General features: G+C 72.3%; 4 protein-coding genes and 1 pseudogene. 3 read left to right on the top strand and 2 right to left on the bottom strand.

The window, feature by feature from the left end:
- A pseudogene (locus tag VGO20_RS27690) lies at nt 1-468 on the top strand (HlyD family secretion protein); the annotation flags it as partial.
- A 78-nt stretch (nt 469-546) separates the two neighbouring features.
- Nucleotides 547-771 (top strand): sulfurtransferase TusA family protein, encoded by a 225-nt coding sequence (locus tag VGO20_RS27695; RefSeq protein WP_327505654.1) that lies wholly within the window; start codon nt 547-549, stop codon nt 769-771.
- Here VGO20_RS27695 and VGO20_RS27700 read toward each other — a convergent pair whose 3' ends face one another.
- Nucleotides 772-2,295 carry a malonate--CoA ligase gene (locus VGO20_RS27700; RefSeq protein ID WP_327505655.1) on the bottom strand — a complete coding sequence of 508 codons (1,524 nt, stop codon included), beginning with the start codon at nt 2,293-2,295 and terminating at the stop codon, nt 772-774.
- Nucleotides 2,296-2,507: 212 nt separating this feature from the next.
- Here VGO20_RS27700 and VGO20_RS27705 point away from each other — a divergent pair, with 212 nt between their 5' ends.
- The gene (locus VGO20_RS27705) at nt 2,508-3,686 is read left to right on the top strand and encodes a TAXI family TRAP transporter solute-binding subunit (protein ID WP_327505656.1); all 1,179 of its coding nucleotides are present in this window, start codon (nt 2,508-2,510) and stop codon (nt 3,684-3,686) included.
- Nucleotides 3,687-3,696: 10 nt separating this feature from the next.
- Here VGO20_RS27705 and VGO20_RS27710 read toward each other — a convergent pair.
- Nucleotides 3,697-4,039, bottom strand: a 343-nt coding sequence (locus VGO20_RS27710) for a glutathione S-transferase C-terminal domain-containing protein (protein WP_327505657.1), incomplete at its 5' end; no start/stop codon positions are given.

Here is a 4,039-nt window from a genome sequence, read left to right on the forward strand (position 1 = left end):
TTCGAGGTCAACAAGCGCCTCGACAAGCTGGGCTCGGTCAGCACGCTGGAGCTGGACGCGGCGCAGGCCCGCCTCGCCGCCGCCCAGGCCGAGACGGCGATGATGAAGGCGATGGTGGAACGCTGCGCGATCGCGGCACCCTTCCCGGGCCGGGTCGCAGCGATGAACGTCAGGCGCTACCAGTACGTCGCCGAGGGCGAGCCGCTGATCGAGATCCTCGACGACCGCGAGCTGGAGGTCGAGATGATCGTGCCGTCGCGCTGGCTGACCTGGCTCGCCGCCGGGACGGGTTTCGTGCTCCACGTCGAGGAGACGGACCGCGACTACCCGGCCGAGGTGACGCGCCTGTCCGCGCGCATCGACCCCGTGAGCCAGTCGATCAAGGTGTTCGGCCGCGTCCTCGACGGCCAGGCGGAACTTCTCTCCGGCATGAGCGGCCGCGCCCTGTTCTCCCCTCCGGGCGGCTGAGGTCCGGCCATTCCCGCCTCTCGACGAGGCGGCGTGAACCGGCTAGCTTGCGACCCTCGCTGACTGACGGGACTGCCGATGGCGACCAGGGAACTCGACGTGCGGGGGCTCGCCTGCCCCCTGCCGATCCTGCGCACCCGCCGCCTGCTCGACACGATGGCGCCGGGCGAGGAGGTGGTCGTCCTGACCACCGACCCCGCGTCCGAGATCGACTTCCGCCACTTCTGCAACACGACCGAGCACGAGCTGCTGTCCCTGACCCGCGCCGAAGGCGAGTTCGCCTTCCACATCCGCCGGGGCTGATCAGCCCCCGAAGGTGCCGGCGTAGCGCTCGCGCAGCAGGTTCTTCTGGACCTTGCCCATGGCGTTGCGCGGCAGCTCGTCGACGAAGACCACCGATTTCGGGACCTTGTAGTTCGCGAGCTGCTCCTTGCAGGCGGCGACCACCGCCTCCGCGGTCGGGCCGGCGGCGCCCGGCTTGGCGAGCACGACCGCGACCACCGCCTCGCCGAAATCGGGATGCGGCACGCCGACCACGGCCGATTCCGCGACCCCCTCGACCGCGTCGACGACCGTCTCGACCTCCTTCGGGTAGACGTTGAAGCCGCCGGAGATCACGAGGTCCTTGGCCCGGCCGACGATGTGGACGTAGCCGCGCGCGTCGACCTTGCCGACGTCGCCGGTGATGAAGAAGCCGTCGTCCCGGAACTCCTGGCGCGTCTTTTCGGGCATGCGCCAGTAGCCCGAGAACACGTTCGGGCCCTTGACCTCGATGATGCCGACCTCCTCGGGGCCGAGCGGGGCGCCGGTCTTCTCGTCGACGACGCGCAGCTCGACGTCGGGCAGCGGGAAGCCGACCGTGCCCGGCACCCGCTCGCCGTCCAGCGGGTTCGACGTGTTCATGCCGGTCTCGGTCATGCCGTAGCGCTCGAGGATCGCGTGGCCGGTGCGCTCGCGGAACGCCCGGTGCGTCTCCGCCAGCAGCGGCGCCGAGCCGGAGATGAACAGGCGCATCCGCGCGCACGCCCCGGGCGTCAGGCGCGGGTCGGTCAGCAGGCGCGTGTAGAAGGTCGGCACGCCCATCATCACGCTCGCGCGGTCGAGCAGGCCGAACACCCGGTCGAGGTCGAATTTCGGCAGGAACAGCATGCCCGTGCCGTTCAGCAGCACGCAGTTCGTCGCCACGAACAGGCCGTGGGTGTGGAAGATCGGCAGGGCGTGCAGCAGGACGTCGTCGGGGCGCCAGCCCCAGATCCGGTGCAGTGTCAGCGCGTTGGAGCCGAGGTTGCGATGGCTCATCATCGCGCCCTTGGACCGCCCCGTCGTCCCGGAGGTGTAGAGGATCGCCGCCAGGTCGTCGGCGTCGGCCGGCACCGTCGCGAAGTCCGGGTCGAGGTCCCGCGCCCGGTCGGGCAGGCTGCCCTCGCCGTCCTGGCCGAGGCTCAGGACATGGGCGACGCCGGTGCGCGCCGCGAGCTCGGCGAAGCCCGTCTCCTGGTCGGGGCGGCACACCGCCACCCGCGGTTCGGCGTCGCCGAGGAAGTACTCGACCTCCGCCCTCGTGTAGGCGGTGTTGAGCGGCAGGTAGACCGCGCCGGCGCGCAGGCAGGCGAGATAGAGGAAGATCGCTTCCGGCGACTTCTCGACCTGGACCGCCACCCGGTCGCCCTTGGCGACGCCGAGCGAGGCCAGCAGGCGGGCGTAGTGCCCCGAGACGTCCTGGAGGTCGCCGTAGCTCCAGACCCGGCCGGTCTCGGTCTCGATGAAGGGGCGGGACGGGTCGGCGGGGAAGCGGCTGCGGAACAGCTCGTAGAGATTGTCGTTCATCGTCTCGTCCTCGGGAACCGTTCGGCCGCGCCGACCTCAGCGCCGACCTTATCGCCGACCGGGCGGGATGCCAATACCGTGCCCTTTGCGCAACAGGCGTGCGTCTCGGCGCGCGCGGCCCCCGGATTGCCCCCGGTACGCCCCAAAACGGGCCCGATCTGCGGTACCCTGGAATGGTGCCCCGTCCGCCCACCCGATCGGAGTCTCGATCCGTGCCGGCAGCCAGACGCCTCTTCCCCGGCCTCGTCCCCGGCCTGGTCGCCGCCCTGGTCGCGATCGGGCTGGCCTTGGGCTTGGCCCTGGGACCGATGACGGCATCCCCGCTCGCGCAGGAGCTCCGCTTCTTCCGCATCGGCACCGGGACCACGGGGGCGACGTATTTCCCGATCGGCGGGCTGATCGCCAACGCGATCAGCAACCCGCCGGGCTCGCGCCCGTGCGAGCGCGGCGGCAGCTGCGGCGTGCCCGGCCTGATCGCGGTCGCGCAGGCGACGTCCGGCTCGGTCGAGAACCTGAACCTGATGGCGGCCGGAACGCTCGAATCCGCGATGAGCCAGGCGGACATCGCGTTCTGGGCCCATACCGGGACCGGCCCCTACGAAGGCCGGCCGCCGATGACGGGGCTGCGGGCCATCGCCAACCTGTATCCGGAGACGGTGCATCTGGTCGTGCGCGCCGACGCCGGCATCGACGACGTCGGGGACCTTGCGGGCAAGGTCGTCTCGCTCGGGGACGAGGGCTCGGGCACGCTGATCGAGGCGCGCGCGATCCTGGCCGCGCACGGCCTGGACGAGAGCGACGTCGACGCGCGCTACCTGCGGCCCGGGCCGGCGGCGGACCGGCTGGCGGAGGGCGGCATCGACGCCTTCTTCATCGTCGCCGGGCAGCCGGTCGCGGCCGTGGCCGATGCCGCGGCGCGCGTGCCGATCCGCCTCGTCGAGCTGGCGGGCCCGGAGGTCGAGGACCTCCTCGACTTCCCCTTCTTCGTCGAGACCGAGATCGCGGAGGGCGTCTATCCCGGCGTGCCTGCGACCCGCACGCTGGCGGTCGGCGCCCAGTGGCTCGTGCGCGAGGACGTGGACGATGACCTCGTCTACGGCATCACGCGCGCGCTGTGGCATCCCAGCACCCAGCTCCTGCTGGCCGGCGGCCATCCGCGCGGGGCCGAGATCGTGCCCGGGAACGCGCTCACCGGGCTGGCCGTGCCCCTCCATCCCGGCGCCGAGCGCTTCTACCGGGAGGCGGGCCTCCTTCCCGACGAGGAGCCCGGCGAGGTCGCGCCCGAGCCGGCCCTCCCCGAGCCGGCCCTCCCCGAACTGGACGCCGCCGCAGGGCCGAAGCCCTCCGCCGGCATGATCCCCGGTCGCAAGCCCGTCCCGGCGGCCCGCTAGGCGCTACGGGTCAGGGCTGTAGCGTCCAGGGCTCCGCGCGGGCGGCGGCGTACCACTCGCGCATCGCGGGCATGTCGAGCACCGCGTCGACATAGGCGCCCGGGACGGCGTCCAGGGGGACCGCATAGGTGCGCAGCCGCGTGCACACCGGGGCGTACATCGCGTCCGCGATCGTGAAGCGGCCGAACAGGAACGGCCCCTCGGCACCGAAACGCGCGCGCGCGTCGCGCCAGATCGCGCAGAGATACGCGAGGTCGGCCTCGCAGTCCGCGCTCCGGCGCCGCCCCGGCAGATGGGCCGCGACGTCCATCGGCATCTCCCGGCGCAGGGCCGCGAAGCCGGAATGCATCTCC

It is taken from the genome of Arenibaculum sp. (assembly GCF_035998295.1).
Taxonomy (GTDB): domain Bacteria; phylum Pseudomonadota; class Alphaproteobacteria; order Azospirillales; family Azospirillaceae; genus DASYHS01.